The organism is Methanobrevibacter sp. (assembly GCF_045112895.1).
Taxonomy (GTDB): Archaea; Methanobacteriota; Methanobacteria; order Methanobacteriales; family Methanobacteriaceae; genus Methanocatella.
In genome coordinates this window covers 1-18361 of record NZ_JBGUIH010000029.1, presented here as the reverse complement: position 1 = coordinate 18361, position 18361 = coordinate 1, and the positions used below count along the sequence as shown (strand labels likewise).

Annotated in this window: 14 protein-coding genes; 8 read left to right on the top strand and 6 right to left on the bottom strand. The window is 29.2% G+C overall.

Annotation, left to right across the window (positions count from 1 at the left end):
• Window positions 1-6 precede the first annotated feature (6 nt).
• The 5 genes from ACJMLD_RS05870 to ACJMLD_RS05850 form a co-directional block, all read right to left on the bottom strand.
• Window positions 7-1056: an FkbM family methyltransferase gene (locus ACJMLD_RS05870; protein ID WP_405269129.1), complete on the bottom strand. Its 1050-nt coding sequence runs from the start codon at window positions 1054-1056 to the stop codon at window positions 7-9.
• A gap of 13 nt (window positions 1057-1069) precedes the next feature.
• Entirely contained in the window at window positions 1070-3811 is a 2742-nt protein-coding gene (locus tag ACJMLD_RS05865) for a CDP-glycerol glycerophosphotransferase family protein (RefSeq protein ID WP_405269126.1), read from the bottom strand.
• Between the two features lie 66 nt (window positions 3812-3877).
• The gene (locus ACJMLD_RS05860) at window positions 3878-7093 is read right to left on the bottom strand and encodes a glycosyltransferase (protein WP_405269123.1); all 3216 of its coding nucleotides are present in this window, start codon (window positions 7091-7093) and stop codon (window positions 3878-3880) included.
• 16 nt (window positions 7094-7109) lie between these two features.
• Window positions 7110-8696 (bottom strand): hypothetical protein, encoded by a 1587-nt coding sequence (locus ACJMLD_RS05855; protein WP_405269120.1) that lies wholly within the window; start codon window positions 8694-8696, stop codon window positions 7110-7112.
• Between the two features lie 3 nt (window positions 8697-8699).
• Window positions 8700-9554 carry a hypothetical protein gene (locus ACJMLD_RS05850; RefSeq protein ID WP_405269117.1) on the bottom strand — a complete coding sequence of 285 codons (855 nt, stop codon included), beginning with the start codon at window positions 9552-9554 and terminating at the stop codon, window positions 8700-8702.
• A 304-nt stretch (window positions 9555-9858) separates the two neighbouring features.
• Here ACJMLD_RS05850 and ACJMLD_RS05845 point away from each other — a divergent pair, with 304 nt between their 5' ends.
• The 6 genes from ACJMLD_RS05845 to glf all read left to right on the top strand — a co-directional run bounded on the left by ACJMLD_RS05845 (window position 9859) and on the right by glf (window position 15728).
• Window positions 9859-10629, top strand: a complete 771-nt coding sequence (locus ACJMLD_RS05845) for an ABC transporter permease (protein WP_405269114.1) — start codon at window positions 9859-9861, stop codon at window positions 10627-10629.
• 460 nt (window positions 10630-11089) lie between these two features.
• Window positions 11090-12274, top strand: a complete 1185-nt coding sequence (locus ACJMLD_RS05840; protein WP_405269190.1) for an ATP-binding cassette domain-containing protein — start codon at window positions 11090-11092, stop codon at window positions 12272-12274.
• Window positions 12275-12356: 82 nt separating this feature from the next.
• On the top strand, window positions 12357-12971 hold the full coding sequence (locus ACJMLD_RS05835; protein ID WP_405269111.1) for a class I SAM-dependent methyltransferase: 615 nt from the start codon (window positions 12357-12359) through the stop codon (window positions 12969-12971).
• Between the two features lie 14 nt (window positions 12972-12985).
• Window positions 12986-13798 carry an acyltransferase gene (locus ACJMLD_RS05830; RefSeq protein WP_405269108.1) on the top strand — a complete coding sequence of 271 codons (813 nt, stop codon included), beginning with the start codon at window positions 12986-12988 and terminating at the stop codon, window positions 13796-13798.
• A gap of 4 nt (window positions 13799-13802) precedes the next feature.
• Entirely contained in the window at window positions 13803-14606 is an 804-nt protein-coding gene (locus tag ACJMLD_RS05825; RefSeq protein ID WP_405269105.1) for an acyltransferase, read from the top strand.
• 21 nt (window positions 14607-14627) lie between these two features.
• Window positions 14628-15728, top strand: a complete 1101-nt coding sequence (glf, locus tag ACJMLD_RS05820; RefSeq protein ID WP_405269102.1) for a UDP-galactopyranose mutase — start codon at window positions 14628-14630, stop codon at window positions 15726-15728.
• Between the two features lie 75 nt (window positions 15729-15803).
• On the opposite strand, the gene ACJMLD_RS05815 is transcribed toward glf, so the two are convergent.
• Window positions 15804-16265, bottom strand: coding sequence for a hypothetical protein (locus ACJMLD_RS05815; protein ID WP_405269099.1), 462 nt, complete (start codon window positions 16263-16265; stop codon window positions 15804-15806).
• A gap of 171 nt (window positions 16266-16436) precedes the next feature.
• Between ACJMLD_RS05815 and ACJMLD_RS05810 the strand changes: the two genes are divergently transcribed.
• Together ACJMLD_RS05810 and ACJMLD_RS05805 are read left to right on the top strand one after the other, a co-directional pair.
• A complete protein-coding gene (locus ACJMLD_RS05810) occupies window positions 16437-18188 on the top strand; it encodes a hypothetical protein (protein WP_405269096.1) in 1752 nt (583 codons plus the stop codon).
• A gap of 26 nt (window positions 18189-18214) precedes the next feature.
• Window positions 18215-18361, top strand: a 147-nt coding sequence (locus ACJMLD_RS05805; RefSeq protein ID WP_405269187.1) for a glycosyltransferase family 2 protein, incomplete at its 3' end; no start/stop codon positions are given.

Below are 18361 nucleotides of genomic sequence, written 5' to 3'. Positions count from 1 at the left end.
CACGGTCTATTTTGGTCTACATTGAACAACGGTATCTGCTAAAAAAGGCCATGGTTGTTCTTTAAGTAAATTGAATTCATATTCTAAGTCTAAATTAGCAATCCATGGAATAATCTCAAAGAAATCGCTTACCTTATGATAAATGCTGATGTTCAATATAGGCCTTTGCGCTTTAAGAGTGTTTAATGCACCTGCTAATAGGTCCAGTTCTGCGCCTTCAACGTCAACAGTGATATAGCCAACATCAAGATTATTCTCTTCAACGAATTTATCAATGGTCACTTCTTCTACTTTTATCTCTTGATCATAGTCTCTTGCATCTGGATTTGTTGTAATTCCTTGGAAATTGTGGCCTGTCAAATATAAGCTTCTTTCACCATTCCTATTTCCTAAAGACTTTTTTACAGGAACAATATTTTCAATGTTGTTTGCTTTGATGTTTTTTTCCAGAAGTTCGAAGGATTCATCAAAAGGCTCAAACGCATAAACATTTTTATTGGTAATGTCGGATAATGGGATTGACGTATCCCCTGTAAATGCTCCAGCATCAATGATGTCCTTATCCCTAATATAATTCCTGTCTTCAGTGTTCAAATTTAAATTAATGAATGGATGCAGATTATATTGTCCGTAAAAGGTATATCCTGCAATTTCGTTAGGACCTGAATTTTCCTGTCTAAACTTTAGGTATTCTTCTTGATTTTTCAGTTCATGCTTAAAAAAAAGAGAATCTTTCTTCATCACATTAATTGCTAGAACTCTCAACAAGTACCATTTGTACCTGATTTTGTTTTTTTCATCAAGATTTTTTGTAACGTTCATTAGCTTTTCTTCAAAGTCATCGCTAAAATAACAGCTCATATAATTCCAATTACAGAATCCCAGGGAATTAGGATATAGTTTAAAAAGTTCATCACGTAATGTTGTTTGTTTTTCTAATTTGAGTTCTTCTAATTCCTTCTTTAATTCTTCATTTTCTTTAAGTAGTTGCTCAGTCCTGTCTTTATAAAAGTTATAAGAATTACTTTTGGATAACATTCTTTCTTTAAAACTCATAATAATCCCAAGTTCAGTACTTCAAATTTAAAATTGCATTATAGACTCTTTCACAATTATTTTTGTCATTATATTTATAAAAGCTATTTACTCTTTTTTTATATTCATCTTTCATTTTGCATCCATTATCCAAATATTCTCCAACTGTGTTTACCAAATCCTCTTCACTTTCAACGACTTCACCAAAGCCCATTGTTTCATATTTGAAATAACCTTCTTCAAAGTTGTAATCGTCACCATATTGGTAGTAAATAACAGGCTTTTCCATATAGGAGAAATCAAATGCCACAGATGAATAATCCGTAATCATTAAATCGGAATTTTTAAACAACTCCTGATATGTGCTATCTTCATCGATGTCCACATAATCATTTGTTTCAAACAATTCAATATATTCATAAACTCTTGGATGCGGCTTAAAAATTATGTTATATCCATATTTTTTACAAATGCCGATTAATTTCTCATTGTTTATCAAGGAATTGATTCTTTTGAAGAATTCAGATTCAATAATATACTCGTCTGAGTGATAAAGCAATTTTTTTCTCCAGGAAGGCATGATGACAATGGTATTGCTGCATTCCTTAGCTTTAGATAGATTGTCAAATCTTGGAAAACCCAAAACCTGAATGATTTCCTCATCATAGTTGTAGCCTGGATCTAAGAACGATTTTTTCTCTTCATCTGAAACGGTAACAATTAATTTCAGGTTTTTTTCATATTTGTAAAGCCATGAAGAAACGTTATCCTTAGTAACTCCATGCTGCAGGAATATTTTATCTGCATTATTTAAACCTGAATATGATTTCTCATTTTTATTGATGAAAGGGTTCAATATCTCTTCATCAGGATGGGATGAGATAATCTTTTCCGCCAATAGATAGATTAATCTATGTTTTACAGAATCAAATGCTAAAAGGTTTGGAATGTTGCCAAGCCTTTTGAAGTCTTTTGAGTCTTTAGATACAGTAAAATATTTTTTTATTCCATCTTCTTTATTCATTGCATATTTATAGAGATGTTCGGCATTGTCATCTGCATTTTCTACCTTGTCCATGAATAGCCAGATTCTTTTATTCTTATAGATCGGATACATTAGAAGATAAAGAGTTCTTATTAATAGAATTGAATCCCAATATTCCTCTCTTCTTTTTAAAACTCTAAGCAGTACTGGAATTTCTGATTTTAACATTTTTAAATAGTTATAACTGACGATATGAAATGTTTTCCCCTTTAATTCTAAAAAATAGCTTTTATAAACGCTGTAATTGCTTAATGTTGAAAGTCTAGCATAATAGGAAAAATCAACAGAAAGCTGCCAGATGGAATTTTGGTTTGAATTTTTTCCTGTGAATCGGGTAAATATTTCAATTGTGCAATTCTCGTTAATTGGTATTTCCGCATCAAAATTGTACCTGTCCTCAATAGTACATCCCAGGAACTTTTTAGCGGTGTTTTTATAATACACTCTTTTTGCAGGATAAACCTCTTTATTGCCGTCTGTTGTTCTGACAATTTCAATTTCAATGTCTTTATCATTAAAAAATGACATCAGATATCCCGAAAGGTATAATGTATTTTCCTTGATTTCAATTATGTCTATCCAAATTTTGTGTATGTCCAATTGGTCAATTTCCTTGTCCGCCGAATATACTCGAGCAATTTCGCCATCATAATCAGAATGGATGTCGCTACAGCTTACATCCCCATTCGAATCAACATCAACATCACTGTATTTTAGCGCCAATAGGTGATGAACTATGTTTACATTATCCTCCCTTAAAGATAAGATGACTTCATCATCCAAATAAGATAGGATATCCTTAATAACAGCATAAGCTTCTGTAATTTCATCATTTGATAAGATTTCACCAATATTCTGAATTCTAAACATCCATTGAATATCATAGACAGTCAAATATTGGATGAATTTTTTAACTTCCCCATATTTTTCCAATGAATAGTTGATTAGCTCTTTGAAGTATCCGTTTAGACGGTTTAAATAAAACTCTTTCTTATAAAGGGCAGAATCTAGGGTGGATGAGTTATTGTCACGTTTTCTATAGAAATATTTTGCATTGCTTACTAAACCATAAACCGGATTATCAATTAAAATTTTATTGATCATCAATGCATCTTCCGAAGATACGAGGTTTGTTGCAAACTGATATTTATCGAAAAGGTTTGATTTAAAAAAGCTTGCATTTGCATGTAATTGAGGATAATCCCAATCCTCAAATAAATTGACTATTCTATCGTCTGTAAATTTATAGTTAAGAGGATGGTGTCCTTCTTCATTATCAAAGAAGAAAATCGGAACGGTAACAAAATCAATGTCTGCTTCATTGTTTTTAAAGAATTCATAAACTAATTGAAATGAATCCGCGCTGAATTTATCATCGCTGTCAAGGAAATTAACATATTTTCCGGCAACATATTTTAAACCTAAATTGCGTGCGGCACCTTGGCCCTGATTTTCCTGGTAGATGTAGGTGATGTTATTTGGATACGATTCAATGTATTTTCGACAGATTTTTGCAGTATCATCTGTACTTCCATCATCAACCAGAATTAATTGGATATTCTCTTCAAATGATAAAGTTTGATTAATCAGGGAGTTTATGGTTTCATCTAAATAATCTTCACAGTTAAAACAAGCCATTACAACGGAAAAAATCATTTTGGATTGCATTATATTATTGTCCAAAACAGGAGAGATATCATGTTTTTCATTAGTTTCTGATTCAATAACCATATCATCACTATTTCCGTTATCTTTTTGAATTCGCTTATCAAGCAATCTTTTAAAAGTTAATTTTTTTTAAAGGTTGCTTATGATATTTTCAAATTCCTTATAATCTTTTGAGTTTAAACCGGCGTTAAATATTTTAATTGATTTATCATCTAAGATTTCAAAAATCTTTTCATTTTCATACTCTTCTTTTTTGTTCATGCAATCCTCTTTTATTTTTTCAAAGAATCTTTCTTTATAATTTTCAAATGTTTGCAGGAATAAACATTGTATCTGCCTGTATTTTCTTGAATAAATAATGAATTCATAACCTTCATAATGGTTATATCTTTTAGCCAGATCTGCAATCTGGTTTCTTATTTCAATAATGTCTGCAAAATCATGTCCTGGCAGTTCTAAGATGGAATATTCCTTTTCTCTCTTATTGGCCAAAGATTTATTGCAGTAGTAAACTCTTTTAGAATTAAATAACGCTTCGATAAAAAAGACATTATCCTCAAATTTAAGTTTGGGGAATTTCAGGTTCTTTATAGTTTTTGTTCTAAAGAAGAGTGATTCCATACTTGGTGATAATTTATAGGCATTTGATCCAATTTTTTTATAATCAAATGCTACATCTTCAAATCCTTTTAAAAGTTTCGGGTCAATGCTGTTTTCAAATCCACTCAAATCATTTTCATCATTATAGGTCATTAAATTAAACTTCAGCAAATCCAGATTTTTCAGTTCTGCTTGTTGATACATTTCATTTAGTCCATTTAATTCCATATAAGTATCTGAATCGATAAAATAAACATATTTGCCCTTTGCCATTTCCAAACCAGCATTCATAGAATTGCCTCGGCCGTTATTAATCTGAGTGACAATCTTTATTCTGGAATCATTTTGAGCATATTCTTTAATTATATCAAAAGAGGAATCATAAGATCCATTGTCAATGCATATTATCTCAATGTCTTTCAGTGTTTGATCAACAACACTATCTAAGCATTTTCTAAGGTATTTTTCACCGTTATAGACTGATACAATAACGGATACTTTGGTTTTAAAATTATTGAATTTGTAGATATCAAATGTTTTTCTGTTTTCTGAGATGACATTTTCGTATTGGGAGCCATTAAAGATTACATTTCCAATGTCATGGGTTTTATCGAATGAGAAGCTATTGTCAATATCCTCTTTGATTCCGGTATCTTTTTCAATATAACTAAAATGAAGCAGTGCCTCTTCAATGAAGTCAGAATCTGAATTTAAATCCACAAAGCTGAAATAGTCGTTTTCATCTAGCTTGATTTCCGATAATTGATTTTCCAAAATAGTATTTGGCAAATAAAGCAAATCTTCTGTTGCAATAATTTTCATTTGCTTATACGGGTATTCAATTGAATAAAAATGATTGTAGATGTTTTCTATTTCATTCAAATCTTTTAATCTGTAAAAGAGGGTTATCCTTTTGATGTTAGGACTGTATTTTATATTAATGGTGTCTAAAATTTGTTTAAGTCTATTTGAATAAGTATGATTCTTCAATACATTATGCAAATTTTCCCTTTTAATTTTTTTTAAGCCCATACCATCCGGATTATTGCTGCAATCAGAATAAATGACATTATTTTTAAACTCTCTATAGAGTATCTCCCTATAATTCGAATAAACTAATGTATTCGATGACATCAACTCAAAAATATTGCCATCGATTATATTTTCATCTTCATTTATTACCAATCCCCTTTCAGATTCATTATAGATTTTAGGGATTTGCGAATGGCTTTCCGCGATATCCATATAATTATGATATCTTACAGGGAAAGTTGTGTTATTTAAGTCGTTAATAGAATCATAATCGAATATTCTTAGCTTGTAATTATTAGCTATTATTTCATTTAGATTTTTTGATATCAATTCGCATTGCTTAGAATCGCCTTTATCCCAAGTTCCAATGAATGCAACGCTTTTTTTCAATTTAGGGCATTCATTTATGGGATTGAACAATTTGGGTTGGGTTGCAAACATTAAATACTCAACATTATCGCAGTCGTTAATGCAATAGTAATCGGCATTTTCTTTATAGGCGGTAAAGATATAATCAAAATTAAACATTAATCTTTTATGATCTTTTTGTTTAAATGCAGAATTTTCCCAAAAAATTGATGGAATGCCATTTTTAGAGCAATATTCTAAGATTTCAGGCAATTTTTCTTCATTAAAATCTTCACAGTAACTTGAAGTTAATAAGAACAGGTTCGGTTTTTCATTTTTCAACTGATTTAACCAATCATCCGGAATCAGCTTGATTAAGTCACACTCGAATTTAAATGAATCATATGTTTTTGAATCACATAATGCAGCGATTTTAATTTCATTTTGTTTAGGGAGATCTTCACCATAAATCAAATATAATGCGTCTTCATATTTTCCATGAATAATGTATTTGAATAATGCAGGCAAATCATCACAGCTAATGGATAGGTTTTGTTTCAACAAGTCGAATAATGGATTTGAATAGATTAAAAGGTCCAATAGGTCATTAGCTGCTAAATTGCATTTAAATAAATATTCATTTATAAAATAATTCAATCTATCCAAAAGGATATTGTCTTTGAATAATTGGTTTTCGTCATTTGAGCAACTGGAATAATACATTTCAAAAGTCTCATCTAAAAACCCTTTTAGCATTTCTTTAGATGGATCTTGATGGGTTGGATGTTTCACAATTTCTGAATTGATTAATTTAATTTCATCCGTATTTAATAATGCATTGAATAAGAATGAATCATCGGATTCTGGGCAGTTTTCTATGAATCTAAGATTGTTTTTGGCAATAAACGATTTTTTAAAAAGATTAACACATGCATTTAAATTTTTGATAATAAAATTTTTAGTTTCATGTGAATCAAAGCTTAAATTTGTTTTTTCGTAAATATCTCTGTCAATATTAGCTCCACAAACAATATCATAATCTTTTTTCAATATTTCATCGTATAATGACTTGCATGTATTTTCCATAAGTCTGTCTGAAGGATTTAAAAACATCATATAATCGCAAACAGAATGTTTCATTCCAATGTTGTAAAGTTTGCCGTTGGTGGGGTTAATATCGTTTAGTTCTACTGAAATTACATTGGGATATATCATTGGGTAATCATTCACAATATTGTCAGATGCAGAATTAACAAAAATTACTTGCAGATTCTCAAATCCAATTGTTTGATTTTTTATACACTCAAAAGTTTCCAAATATTCTTCAATGTCTGTTATTGGAATAATGATTGTAATTTTAAACACATAAACACCTTTATCGCTATTGTTTACTCTCACAAGTTAAAAGATAATCTAACAGTTCTTCTTTTGAATGTCTATTGAAATATTTTTTATTGAATTTACGATTTTCATCAAATCCCTTACACACATAATGCAGTTCAGGTGAAAAATATTTAATCCATTTTCCTTTCTGGACATCTGTATTATTATTTAAGTAATAACCAATATCAAAGCATTTGCTATTGTTTAAAGCTTTATATAATTTGATATTAATAGGCAATTCCTTAGGTTTGGATTTAAAAATCAAATAAATGTAAGAAAAAGGAGATAGTATTTTTCTAATAAGGGATTTGTTTTTAAGATAGTCAATCTCCAGATGATTATTAGTAATTTCTTCTTTAAAGCAAGTAATGCAGTATTCTTTGGTGTCTAATTTATTAATTTGATGAGTATGACTCCTTTTGATAGTATTTAATAGTTTTTTTGTAGATTCCATTTCTGAATCTAAATTTTTGAATCTGGAAAGTTGATTATTTGCAGTTTCCAGTTGATTTCTTAAATCCACTTCATTTTCTGTAAGTGTTTCAATTTCTTTATTTGCAGTTTTAATTTGCTGATTTAAATCCGCTTCTTTGTCTTTTGCCATTGATGTTTCTTGTTCAATCTCATTTTTTAATAGTGAAATCTCTTTATTGGCTGAATCAAGTTGAATTTCTAAATCATTGATTTCATTTTCTTTATTTACAAGTTTTGATTCGATATTTTTAATTTCCAGATCTTTTAGGCTTAATTTACTATTAACATCAATAATCTGACTATCTTTAAACTGGAGTTGACTGTCCTGGAGTTGAATTTTATTCTTATAATTGTTCATAGTATTTATATCTCCGATTATAGCTTCGTCCACAGACAGATTATATTTTTCAATATAGTCCACTAACAGTTTATTTTCGTTTAGTTTATCGGATAATCCTTCATAATTTAATTTTTTATCTTCATTTTCTCGTTTTACATTATCGATTCTAATGGTGCTTATGGTATTTTTCGGGCATAATATGGTAATTTCTTCTATAAAATTCATATCTAAGATGCCGATATGAGGATTTTCAGCAATGAAATCTTCGATTGCGGTTAACACTCCATTTTTAGGGGTGTCTTCGTTACATGCATGATAGTAGTCATCGGCGATAACTATTTTTTTGTTATTGTAGCAAATAGGCAATTCCTTAACATTTTTCTGGAGATACTCTTGAGGAATAATGTCTGGATCGGAATAGGAGTCCCTGCGTTTATGAGGGAATCTATTATTGCATATAAAGACTAATGGGAATTCTTTATTTGTATTTTTGATGATATTCAATTCGTTGTAAAGAGTATACCAGTTAGGGTCATCATTGATAAATATTGCTTCATAATTTTCTTGAGAAGGAAGAATTTCTAAAGGATTTCCATTTATTGTATCAATAACGGCATGAGTTTTATTTATATCGATTGCAGTAAATTCAGCATCATAATTCAATACTTCATTTACTAAATTTTCATCTTTTAATCCAGATATGATTACATTTTTCACTTTAAAATGTTTTAGTAAAGATGGAAGTATACTTAATTTATAGAAAATCAACATATTCTACCTGCCTTTTAATGTGTCAATTGTTTTATCTTTTTCGCTGATAATTGATTTTAAAAGATCAATTTCTTTAAATAATGAGTCAATATTGGAATTATTCTTTTCAATAGTTAACTTCAAGATTTCAATTTCCTCGCTCATTGTTTTGTTTTCATCGATTTTATCAGTTAATTCTTTTTCCATGTTATTTTTTTCTTGAGTTATCCCTTCGATTTGAGCTTCTTTTTTGGATATTTCCAATTCCGATTCTTTGATATGGGATTCATATTCGGAGGAAATTTTATTGTTGTCGGTTTTTAAGGTTTCAATTTCAAATTGTTTCTCTGAAATCAAATCAGATAATTCTTTTGCCTTGTTATCCAAATCAGCATTTTTATTGTTAAGTTTTTCAATTTCTTTATCAAATTCGATTTGATTTTGTATTTTCTTTTCTAATTCATTAATCTGAACATCTTTAGAATTAGATGAATTAGTTAACTCTTCAATTTTAGAAGTTAAATTGAATAAAATATTGTCTTTTTTAATAATCATATCATTGAGGTTATTTATTTTATCTTCTTTAGAATGAGTTATTCTTGAGATTTCCTCATCTTTTTGAGCAATAATATTGTTCAATTTGTTAATTTCATAATCTTGATTTAGGAAATCAGTTTGATTGTCCATAATTATATCGATATCATCATATCCTTTGCAGAATATTATTAGATTATTATTTTTTGATAATTTTAAAATAAATTCATATTTTTTATTGTTATGGATTATCTCTAGCCCAAATGGTTTGTCAAGGGGAAAGTTGTAAGTTGTCATGTTGTCAAGGTCAATTTTTATGACTTCATCTATTAAATCATCTAACATTTTAATCCACTATGCCTATTTTTGATTATTAGTTTTACTGAATAAATTTTAGCCTTGCTTTTAAATAAAACATAATCATGATGTTTTATATTAATTATTGATTTAAAAATTTGTATTAAATTAATTATTACAATTATAATTATATTTAAATTAATATATAAGTATAATTTATAATTATTACATGAAATCTGATAATTTTACTTAATTTTGATAAAATTTGAGGGGTTAGTTAATCCATACTGTAAACTATATTTAAATAATAGTAATTACTAAAAGTTTAATAAAAAAGGGACCATGTGGCTTTATGAATTTAATAAATAGAAATGAACTTTTTTTATTGGAAGAAATTGTTAAAAGAAATTTCGCATCTAAATATAAAGATTCTGTTTTAGGCGTTCTATGGAGTGTATTAAGACCATTGCTAATAATGATTGTTTTAACAGTTGTATTTTCCACATTATTTGATAAAAGTATTGATAACTATCCTGTTTATTTGTTATGTGGAAGATGTATCTATGATTTTTTCACAGGGTCTGTAGGTGTTGCAATGAATTCTATTAGCAGCAATAGGAATATTCTGCAAAAAACTGCTGCACCTAAACACATTTTCATTATAGGAAGTATCTTATCAGAGTTTATTAATTTTATTATTACGGTAATAATTTTATTGGGCGTAATGTTGGTAACTAGAGCACCGTTTTATTTATCAATAATGCCTTTAGCAGTCATACCGGTAATTTCCGCGTTAATATTGTTTACAGGTGTTGGATTTATGTTGGCGATTATGAGGGTTTATTATACTGATATTCAACATTTATGGGGCGTTTTGACAATGATGTTAATGTATGCTTCAGCAATATTCTATCCGATGAGTATTATTCCTGAACCATATCATGATCTTTTAATTCTAAATCCGATTTATTGGATTATCGATCAATTCAGATGTTTGATGTATCAAGGTACAATTCCGTCTATACATTATATGGCTAATTCATTATTGTTGTCTGTAATAGTATTGGTAATTGGAATAATAATCTATAAGAAATATGAAAAAAGAGTTACAATGAAATTTTAGGAGGATTTAGTTCATGAATCAAAAACCTGTTAAGTTTGATAATACTGTTAATAATGATTTGAATAGTGAAAAAAGACAAAATCCTCAAAATTCGTTAGCGCAAAAAAGATTGCTTGCAAAAAGAAAATTGATTTCAAAGTTCGGGGTCTCTGAAGAAGAGGCTGAACAAATTTTAATTGATTTTGAAAGAAAGGCAATGAGTGATGTAGAAAGAAAATCAAGATTAAATCCTCAAATAGACAACGACCAAACAAATCAATCCAATGATAATTCATTATTGCAATTGAAGAAAAAAGAATCTAGAAGATTAATTAAGGAAAAAGAAAATCAAGAAAATATTCAATCACTTAAAAGAGTAGATTTAAGAAGTGGAAGGGAGTATAAAGGTGATGATTATGTTATAACTCCTCAACACGAACCAATTGAACAAAAAAATGAAATCAGTGGTTTTAAACCACAAATGGATGAAGACAGTCCATATAATGTCATAGCTAAGGATAAAGGCTATAATCCTAAACCTCAAGTCAAACCTCAAGTTGAACCTAAGGTTGAATCTAAAGTGGAATCTAAGGCTGAACCTCAAGTTGAATCTAAGGTTGAATCTAAGGTTGAATCTAAGGTTGAATCGGCAGTAGTTGAGTCTGAACATGTTGTTGATGATTCATCTTTGGTCAAACCTGTTGTTGGCGAGGCCAAACTTGTTATTGGTGAGGCAAGGCCGGTTGTTGACGAGTCTAAGCCTGAAACCGAGGAATCATCTGAAACTAAAGAGGATATTAAACAAGAAATACAAGAACAGCCTACTAAACAAAAATCTCAATCACTGGATGTTGATGATATTCTTTCAGACATAATTCCTGATTATAATCAGCATATATCCATTGAAGTAGACCATGTTGATTTAACTTTTGAAGTATCTAATGAAAAAATTGACACCATTAAAGAATCATTTATCCGTACAATAAAGAGGAATAAATCTAAAAAATTAGAGATTCATGCATTAAATGATGTTTCATTTAAAGTTTATAAGGGTGAAAAAGTAGGTATTATTGGGTATAATGGTGCTGGAAAATCAACCTTATTAAATGTTATTTCTGGAATTTACCCTCCTGATAGTGGATTTGTCAAAACAAATGGTAAGATATCTCCATTGCTTTCATTAGGAGCAGGATTTGATCATAATTATTCTGGACGAAAAAACATCTTGTTAAATGGTGCTGTTCTTGGGTACGATAAAAAATTTTTAGAATCAAAAGTAAATGAAATTATTGAATTTTCAGAACTGGGGGAGTTTATTGATATCCCTATCAAAAATTATTCTTCAGGAATGCTTGCAAAATTAGGTTTTTCAATTGCAACCGCTGTTGAACCAGACATATTGATAATTGATGAAATCTTAGGTGTGGGGGATGTTAACTTTGCCAAAAAAAGTAGGGATAAAATACATTCCTTGATGGATGGCGGAACTACTGTGTTGCTTGTATCTCACTCAATACCTCAAGTTAGAGAGTTATGTGATAAAGCAATTTGGGTAGATAAAGGCGAAATAAGGGAAATTGGGGAAGTTAATAAAGTCTGTGACAATTATCTTAAAGACGCTGAAAAGGCAAGCAACGAACAGCTAGCAAATATACAATTTAGATAAGTTAATAATGCTTATTTAGTTAATCTAAACTTTTAAATATTCTTAAATTAGAAATATTTACTTATATATAGGAGATTTTTTTATGCATAAAAATTCACATTCAAAAATGGAATGGTTTAAAAGCACTTATTTGGATATTTCACAAAATCTTGATATTTTAGATGTTGGATCATTAGATGGTAAAGGCAATTATAATTACTCCGATATTTTTGATGAAAAGAATTGGACATATACAGGTCTTGATTTCCAAGCCGGAAATAATGTGGATATTGTCGTAACTGATATTTACAACTGGTTTGAAGTAGAGGATAATTCATATGATGTTGTAATTTCAGGTCAGTTTTTTGAACATTTAGAATTTTTCTGGCTCACCATGTCTCAAATTGAAAGAGTTCTTAGGCCTGGAGGTTATGTCTGTATTATTGCACCATCAGCAGGCCCTAAACATGGTGGAAACATGTTGAATTGTTATAGGTTTTATGAAGATGGGCTCAGAGCGCTTGCAAAATATGTTGATTTGGAAGTTATTCATGTTTCTGTCGATTCTAGAGATGAAGCTGCTCCTTGGCATGATGCATGTTTAGTTGCTCGCAAAGCAGGTTCAGTTTCTAGTGAGAATACAAAGGAACTTGAAGACAGAATAAATAATTTAGAGAATAAGTTAGATTCAATTTTGGAAGCTATTAATAAAAACTAATCAGATGATTATATATGGAAACTGTAAAATCATTAAAAGATATTGAAAAGTTGGAAAAAAATAGGATTTCTGGAAATCCTGAAATTAATAATTCGACAATCACTTTTAAAGGCGATAATAATATATTGTATTGTGAAGGTAATGTAAAACTTGTAAATGCAAAATTTACATTTAATGGAAATAATTCAATCGTTTATTTATCTTCAGCTTTAAATTCTCAATATTCTTTTAACTTAGTTATTTACAATGATTCTACATTTTTCATAGGTAGAGAAGGAAATATGAGTTCGCCAATTAATATTAACATTCAGGAAAATCAGAATGTACTTATTGGATCTGAAGTAACTATATCCAGTGGAGTTAATATACGCACTGCTGATATTTATCCAATTTATGAAAATGAATCTAAGGAAAGAATTAATTATGCCAGAAGTGTCTTTATAGGCGATCATGTTTGGCTTGGGCATCTGGCATATATTTCAAAAGGTGTTAGAATAGGTTCAGGAGCAATAATAGGCAATAATTCTTCTGTTCAAGATTATTCTCATGTACCTTCTAATTCTTTAGTGATTGGAAATCCTGCAAAAATAGCGGAAACAGATGTATTTTATGTTACTAACTTTTTGGCACATCATAAAGCCGAATCTTCCTTAGATACTAAAGATTATAAAAGTGATGTTTTCATTTATGAGGTCTTAACTCAAGAAACACTGGATTTTGATAAAATCGACCAAATTTTAAAGGATTTGGATGTGGATTCTAGATTAGAATTTATTCAAAAGTTATTTGTTAGAAATAAACGCAAGAATAGATTTTCAATAAGGTGAAATTGTGCAAATAACTGATGGAAAAGAACTTCTAAACTTAAAAGATAACAGATTTGTTGGTGAAATACCTAAATTAGATAATTCTCAAATAAATTTTAATGGTACAAATAACATTCTTGTTTGTGAAGGCGATGTTACTCTCACAAACTCCATAATTGATTTTAATCAAGATAATTCTGTTTTATATTTATCTTCAAATAGATTCAGATATTTAGTTAATATTTCCATAAATGGCAATAATGTTTGTTTTATTGGAAAAAATAACTTTTTCAATGGTAAAACAACAATCGTGTTATCCGAATCAAAGAACATCATAATTGGGGATGACGGTCTTTTTTCATATGGAGTTTTAATTAGAGTATCCGATGTTCATTTGATATATCATTCAAAATCTAAAGAAAGGTTAAATTATTCCAAAAGCATTTATATTGGTGATCATGTTTGGTTAGGTCAGAGCGCATTGATTTTAAAGGGAACTAAAATAGGGTCTGGCGCTTTAATTGGTGCTGAAGCCATTGTTTCAAATAAAACTATTCCATCAAACACAACTTTTGCAGGTTCGCCAGTAAGATTAATTCATGAAGATTCATTTTGGGTAGGGTATTCGGTTCATCCTTGGAGTGATGAAGAAACTAAAAAATACTCTAAATATGAGTCTGATAAGTTTATTTATGATTTAGATGGGGATACTCTTGATTTGGATGATATTGAAGAGGATTTAAATAAATTTTCAAATCCTGAAGATATAGTTGATTATATAGAATCTAATTTTTTAGATGTTGGTAAAAATCGATTTACATTAAAATGATAGTATTTGTAAGGTATTAATATGGAATATGATTATTTAATTGTTGGTGCAGGTCTTTTTGGAGCAGTTTTTGCATATGAAATGAATAAGTATGGTAAAAAATGTTTGGTTATTGAGAAAAGAAATCATATTGGTGGAAATGTTTTCACCGAGTTAGATGAGAATATCAATGTTCACAAGTATGGGGCACATATTTTCCATACCAATAATAGGGAGATTTGGGATTACATTAATAAATTTGCTGATTTTAACAGATATACTAATTCTCCAGTTGCTAATTACAAGGGGGAATTATATAATTTGCCGTTTAATATGAATACCTTTTATCAGATGTGGGGTGTAAAAACACCTGAAGAGGCTAAAGCAAAAATAGAAGAGCAAAAAGCTGAAGCTAAAGTTGAAAACCCAAAAAATCTTGAAGAACAAGCTATTTCATTGGTTGGAAAAGATATTTATGAAAAACTTGTTAAAGGATATACAGAAAAGCAATGGGGCAGACCATGCAATGAATTGCCTTCATTTATTATTAAAAGGCTGCCGGTAAGATTTACATTTGATAATAACTATTTCAATGATTTGTATCAGGGAATTCCAATTGGGGGATATACTAAAATTATTGAAAAAATGTTGGATGGTGTTGAAGTTAAATTGAGCACTGATTTCTTTGAGGATAAGGAAAAATGGTTAAATTCTGCGGATAAAATTGTTTTTACTGGAATGATTGATCAATATTATGACTACTGCTATGGCGAACTTGAATACAGGGGCCTGAACTTCGAATTTGAGACATTGGATGTGGAAAATTATCAGGGCAATGCTGTAATCAATTACACTGATGCGGAAGTTCCATTTACTAGAATTATAGAACATAAACATTTTGAAAATTCTGATTCTCCAAAAACCATAATTACAAAGGAATATCCAAAAGAATGGTCTAAAGGTGAAGAAGCATACTATCCTTTAAATGATGACAAAAATTCTGAATTGTTCAATAGATATGTTGAGCTCTCAAAAAAAGAGGAAAATGTTATATTTGGTGGAAGATTGGGTATGTATCAATATTTTGATATGTGGCAAGTCATTGATGAAGCACTAAAATTAGTCAGAAATTTAAAAGAATGATTGCATATTTTTTCACTTTTTTTTAATTTAAATAGAAATATAGGAGTTTTAAGACTCCTACATTTATGAATATAGTTATTTGTATTCATGTAATGATTTAACTAAATAGTTTATTGTGTTGTCTGTGCTGCCGTCGCCTGTAAAGGTGTAAACACAGTATGTTTTATCATTATCAACAAACCAATAACGAAGGTAATTTTCTTTACCGTCAATAGTTAATTTTTCAACGAATGTATTTTCAATTGAAAAATTTGAAACAATTGGTTTAAGATTTTGGCTTTCTACATATTCTAGTGATTTATTAACATATTTAGTTAGATTGTTACCGTTATATTCTACCAAGTAAAGAGTAGTATTTCCATTGGTTAGATTTACTTCCCCATCGTTGTGTATATCACTAATGTTATAACCTTCAGGTATAGTAAAGCTAGCTTCACCGACTGAAACCTTTTCATGAGTATCCTCATTATTGGTGGTAGGTTGATTGAAAACTAAAAAACCAATAACGCATAATAAAATAATAATTATTACGCCCATTAAAGCAAATTTTTTATTCATTATTAAACCTCCTAATTAAATATCTTCAATAACACAATAATATAATTTTAGATTTATTTTTATTAAAGTATATTATTTTATATTATTAATTACTTAAATATTATTTATAGTTGCAATACTATTTTAAAAATAAATTTTATGAGGATTAAAATGTCTAAGAACTCATCTTCCGATGAATTAAATGAAGAGTTAAAACAATATAAAGAAGATTTGTTAAATTTACAAAATGTATTAAAAGCTCAAAATGATAAACTGGATGATCATTTCAATGAGTTAAATTCATTTAAAAAAGAATTAAGTTCTGTTAAAGATATTAATGATAAAACAAAAGATTTTTTACTATTGGAATTAGAATCTAATTTGGATAAGCAAAAACAAGCGCAGATTAAACAAGATTCAAAATTCAATTCTCTTAAAGAAATAATTAATTTGTTAAAAGTTGAAAATAATGAAAAAATTGAAATCTTATCTTCTTTAAATGAGGAATTAGGCAAGTTTAAACAGGCTTCAGTTGATAAGGACAATCGCATTAAATCATTAGAATTGAAAAATGAGGAATTAAAACAGAAAATTACAACTAAAGATGCTGATTTAGGTTCATTACGTGAAGAAATTATTGGTCTAAAAAAGGATCATGAAAACAAGTTAGAGAGTATTTCTTCTTTGAATGGTGAGGTTGAGTCTCTTAATAGGGTTTTGGTTGATAGGGATGAGGTTATTGCTGGTTTGAATGAGGAGATTGGTGTTAAGGATTTGAGTATTTCTTCTTTGAATGGTGATGTTGAATCTGCTCGTAAGGAGTTGGATGATAAGCTGGAGATAATTTCTGGTTTGAATTCTGAGGTTGAATCTCTTAATAATGTTTTAATTGATAAAAATAATGATATTTCTGATCTGAATGAAACTATTGGTGTTAAGGATGAGAATATTTCTTCTTTGATTTCTGATTTTGAAGCTGCTCATAAGGAGTTAGATGATAAGTCAGAGGTTATATCTTCCTTAAATAGCACCATAAGTTCTTTAAAAAATGTTTTGGTTGATAGGGACGAGGTCATTGTTAGTTTGAATGAAACTATTGGTGTTAAGGATGACAGCATTTCTTCTTTGAATGGTGAGGTTGAATCTGCTCGTAAGGAGTTGGATAATTATTTAGAGGTTATTTCTGGTTTGAATGGTGAGGTTGAGTCTCTTAATAAGGTTTCGTCTGATAAGGATGATGTTATTTCTGGTTTGAATGGTGATTTGGAAAGTTTAAATCAAGAATTGATTGAAAAAGATGGAAGAATTGCTAATATGGATAAAATTTTGGCCGATAGGGATGATGTTATTTCTGGTTTGAGTGGTGAGGTTGAGTCTCTTAATAAGGTTTTGGCTGATAAGGACGAGGTTGTTTCTGGTTTGAGTGGTGAGGTTGAGTCTCTTAATAAGGTTTTGGCTGATAAAGATGATGTTATTGCTGGTTTGAATGGTGATTTGGATAGTTTGAATCAGAAATTGCTAGTTAATGATGAAGAAATCAATAATATTAAAAATGTTTTGTCCAATAAAGAAAAAAAGTTCACCAGTTTGAATCAGGAATTAGATGTTAAGAATGCTGAAATTAATAGACTTAACAATATAATAGTGAATGATGTTGATAAAGTTAATAAATTAAAAGCAGAATTAAATAATATGATTATTCAAAACAATAAGATGCGTAATTCTCTAAATAATGGTTCAAATTCTGAAATAACTAAGTTAAAGAATGAATCTACGTTATCCTCTTTAGAAAATAAAATGAATATTCTGGAAGAGGATTTAAAAGTGAAAGACAAAAATATTAGTTCATTAATGGATGAAATAGATGTTTTAAAAAATATTATTGATGAGAAAGATAAAACAATTAATTCTTTAAAAAATTAAGAGGTTCATGTAATTGATGTGATATTATGACTAAAGTTTCCGTGGTTATGCCAGTTTATAATGCAGGTGTCTTTCTAAAAGGCGCTATTGATTCTATTTTAAATCAGACTGTGAGTGATATTGAGTTGATTTGTGTTGATGATGGTTCTACCGATGGTTCTTTAGATGTTTTG

Excerpts from the sequence above, each read along its gene's own strand:
- ACJMLD_RS05870 (WP_405269129.1), bottom strand. The coding sequence starts at position 1,056 with ATGAGTTTTAAAGAAAGAATGTTATCCAAAAGTAATTCTTATAACTTT.
- ACJMLD_RS05865 (WP_405269126.1), bottom strand. The coding sequence starts at position 3,811 with ATGGTTATTGAATCAGAAACTAATGAAAAACATGATATCTCTCCTGTT.
- ACJMLD_RS05855 (WP_405269120.1), bottom strand. The coding sequence starts at position 8,696 with ATGTTGATTTTCTATAAATTAAGTATACTTCCATCTTTACTAAAACAT.
- ACJMLD_RS05850 (WP_405269117.1), bottom strand. The coding sequence starts at position 9,554 with ATGTTAGATGATTTAATAGATGAAGTCATAAAAATTGACCTTGACAAC.
- ACJMLD_RS05845 (WP_405269114.1), top strand. The coding sequence starts at position 9,859 with ATGAATTTAATAAATAGAAATGAACTTTTTTTATTGGAAGAAATTGTT.
- ACJMLD_RS05840 (WP_405269190.1), top strand. The coding sequence starts at position 11,090 with ATGGATGAAGACAGTCCATATAATGTCATAGCTAAGGATAAAGGCTAT.
- ACJMLD_RS05835 (WP_405269111.1), top strand. The coding sequence starts at position 12,357 with ATGCATAAAAATTCACATTCAAAAATGGAATGGTTTAAAAGCACTTAT.
- ACJMLD_RS05830 (WP_405269108.1), top strand. The coding sequence starts at position 12,986 with ATGGAAACTGTAAAATCATTAAAAGATATTGAAAAGTTGGAAAAAAAT.
- glf (WP_405269102.1), top strand. The coding sequence starts at position 14,628 with ATGGAATATGATTATTTAATTGTTGGTGCAGGTCTTTTTGGAGCAGTT.
- ACJMLD_RS05815 (WP_405269099.1), bottom strand. The coding sequence starts at position 16,265 with ATGGGCGTAATAATTATTATTTTATTATGCGTTATTGGTTTTTTAGTT.
- ACJMLD_RS05810 (WP_405269096.1), top strand. The coding sequence starts at position 16,437 with ATGTCTAAGAACTCATCTTCCGATGAATTAAATGAAGAGTTAAAACAA.